We start from the raw sequence: 3,276 nt of genomic DNA on the forward strand, positions 1-3,276 counted from the left end.
TTGCTGGGACGGCAGCGGGGAAAACCCTGGCCATCGCCGTGCCGCTCTTTGAGAAGCTGAAAACAGGGCGCATTCGCAAGGTGCTCTTGATGTACCCCACCATTGCCCTGATGGAGGACCAACGCCAGGTGATGGATAGGCTGGCCCAAATCACCAGCCTAGAGATCGGCCAACTGCAAGGCGGCATGTCGCGCACCGAGTTGATAGCTGCCCTCAACAAGCCGGTGATCCTGGCGACCCCTGACGAGATCTACTGGTTCTTCCGCAAGAACGTGAAGTACAGCGGCCTACTGATCTACGGGCTGGCGTTGGTGGACGAGTTCGTTTTGGATGAAGCGCATCTCTTCAACGGGCTGATGCTGCGCAACCTTGCCCATCTCAAGAAGCGGGTCCAGCTATTGGCCGCCAAACTGGGCAGGCGCCCGCGCTGGCATGTGCTCACCGCGACCCCCACGCCAGAGCTGCGCCGCCTGACCGATGGCGTGGAAGTGCGCGGCCGATCTAAGTGTGGGGATGTGGAAGTCACATTTCTGGAGCCGGCCAAAGGGCACGATCACGATGAACGCCAGACCAGGCTGGTAGGTGCTGTAGAATCGGCACTGGCCGATGGGGCGCAGAAGGTGCTTCTGGTCTTCAACTCCGCTGACCTGGCCCATAGGGTCTTTGAAGGCATCAAGGGTAAATCCCGGCCAGACTTGCCGCCTGACCTGCTGTGGCATTTCGGGCGGATCAGGTGGGGCCAGTTGAAGGCCTGGATGGAGAAGGAAGAGGTTGAGACTGAGACGATTGAGGAAATTGAGCATTGGTTGACGCGAGAAGGGCCTTTTTACCTGAAAGATCTGGAAAGAGGACAGGTGGAGGTTCCCACAGAGGCCCTGGCGGCTGGGATAGCCCACTTGCTGGAAGGAAAGGCCTGGCGCATCAAGCGGCTGGTGTATTCGGCGGTTAGGGAAGGCGGACACGACCTGGTTGAGGCCGTTGACAGGCAGTTGGGCGGCAAAGGGAAGTTGACCTGGCTATTGTGGCGTGCTGTTGTATCCGCGGCCAAAGAGAGGATGGACCAGGAGGGCTTGCTGGAGGCTCTGGAGGTGCAGGTCGGCCGAATGCAGGCAGAGTTGGAGCGCCTGTGGGCGGATGACTCGCTGTCCGTAACCGCCCCCGGTTTCGGGGAGATCACCGCCTCATTGCAGCAGGCAGGAGCCGACCGCGGATTGGCCGAGGCAATCACTGGTTACCTGAAACATACCGTGGAACTTCCCGAGCAGGCAGCCGCTGCGTTGAAGATGTCGCCCAGGGAGCTGGCCCAACGCCGTCTGGCTTTCCAGTGGCTGGATTGGCTGATCAGGGATCAAGCGAGAAGAAACGCGTTGGTTGAGCGAATACAAAGCGCTTTAGCGGAGGGCCGGCTGGAGGTTGAGACCCGGCACATCGCCTCTTGGGGAGATACGGGAGCGCCGGTTGTCATCTACACCGGCAAGATGTCCAAGGCCGAGCGCAAGGGGCTGATCGAGGCCTTTGCCGCTCTTCCCCGGGCGGTGTTGATCTCCACGCCGGCTGTGGAAGTGGGGGTGGATTTTGCCGCCGATACCCTGATCACCGAGCAGTGCGATGGCAATGGTTTCTTGCAGCGCTTCGGACGGGTGGGTCGCCGGCCAGGCATCCAGGGCAAAGTGGTAGTTCTGGTGCGGGATGGTGAAACGTACGTGCAATTATTCCGGTGCTATCGGCCCCAGATGAATCGGGAGGAGTTCTCCGCCTTTATCGCCGATCCAGGGGACGGCGTGTTTCCAGCCCGGCTTTATGCCGAGGGCTCGGCCTTCCTGGATGCCACCCATTGGCTGGTCAATGCCCAGTTGGGGGAAATCGGCGGCTGGCTGAATGCGACGATGTTTGGGGAGGAGACGGCTGCGCTGGCTCGCCAGTTGCGAGAGGCAAACCTGCCCTTCATCTACGGCCTGCGGAGCACCCTTCCCGAGGTATCCCTGCAGGGAGGCGGTGGTGGGGAGCCCTTCTATATCCTGCGCAAGGTGTCCAACGAGCGGCTCCTGCCGGCCGATTCGCCCTTTGAGATGGCCAGGGCGGACATGGGGTACATGGAGTTCCTGTGGAAACCGGCGTCGTGGAAAACCATTGTGGTGGATGTCCTGGCCACATTGGAGGCCAGTCAAGCCCTCTTCTGGTGGCAGGACGGAGAGTGGCACGTGCGGGCGGGCTACGGCATCGCTGCCGACTACCTGAGGCTTTTCAGCAATCAGCCGGTGAGCCAGGGCAAATCTTTGTCTCAGTTGCTTCATTCACTAAAGCCGAAGATCACACAGAACCTGGAGGGATTCCTTTCCGAGCTGGAGGCGCAGAGAACGAAGCCTCTTCCCGGGCTACTGTTGCGGCTGGGGAAAGCCCTTCCCCTATTCTTTGAGCCCTACGCCTGCTTCATCCTGGGCCAGGGGGATGTGCATCTGCTACGGGTGGACACAACAGAAGGAATCGCCGAGCCGGTGGAAGACTGCCTGGGCAATCCGTTGGTGCTCTCCGACCAGACTTGGCTACTCCTCTACGGTTACGGCAAAGAGGAGGCCCAAAATTTACTGGAGAGGGTGTCGGCCCTTGATTGGCAGGAGGTGTTCTACGACTGGCAGACCCTGGAGGTGCAAGGGAAACGGGTCATCGGGCCGGTGCTTCTGGATCGGATGAGCGGGGCTTGCTTTGATGTGTACCGGAGGCTGGTGGAGCATGACCGGAGGCTGGTGGAGCATGTTGGTAGATAGATACAAAGCCGCGTTGGGCAAATCCACGGGCCGCCAGAGCCTGTACGATCATTCCCTGGCCTGTGTGGACGTGGCGCTGCGGGTGGCCCGGCTGGCCGGGGAGGAGGCAGGTCCCCGGCTGGACCGGCTGATCTTTGCCACCTTTGTCCACGACGTGGGCAAACTGGACCCGAACTTCCAGGCCATGCTGGAAGCGGCGGCGAGTGGTCAGGCCCTGCCCGGCAAAAGGGTGAAACATGAGGCCAGCACCTTTGACTACGAGCATCCCAGGCTGGTGGAGGAGAGCAAGGAAGCCATCAGGCAGGAACTGCGGGGAGCGTGCGGGTACGACCTGGACCTGGGGCACTTGGCGGGTGAAGCCATGGACCATGTGTGGGCTTTCGCCGTGACCCACCACGGGCTGTTCTACGTATCCTACGAAAGAGCCGGGGGAGAGGTCCGCCCCCTCATCCGCCACCAGTGGACTTCTTTCTACCCAAATGAGGAGCGGCGCATCACGCTGGTGGACCTG

General features: G+C 61.0%; 2 protein-coding genes. Both read left to right on the forward strand.

Annotated elements, in window-relative coordinates:
• Positions 1 to 2,765 (forward strand): DEAD/DEAH box helicase (locus tag ABJK56_RS15995; RefSeq protein WP_347245677.1); only part of this gene is annotated, 2,765 nt, incomplete at its 5' end.
• A partial coding sequence (locus ABJK56_RS16000) for an HD domain-containing protein (RefSeq protein WP_347245678.1) occupies positions 2,752 to 3,276 on the forward strand: 525 nt, incomplete at its 3' end. The genes ABJK56_RS15995 and ABJK56_RS16000, both read left to right, overlap by 14 nt.

It is taken from the genome of Thermogutta sp., assembly GCF_039793925.1.
Classification (GTDB): domain Bacteria; phylum Planctomycetota; class Planctomycetia; order Pirellulales; family Thermoguttaceae; genus Thermogutta.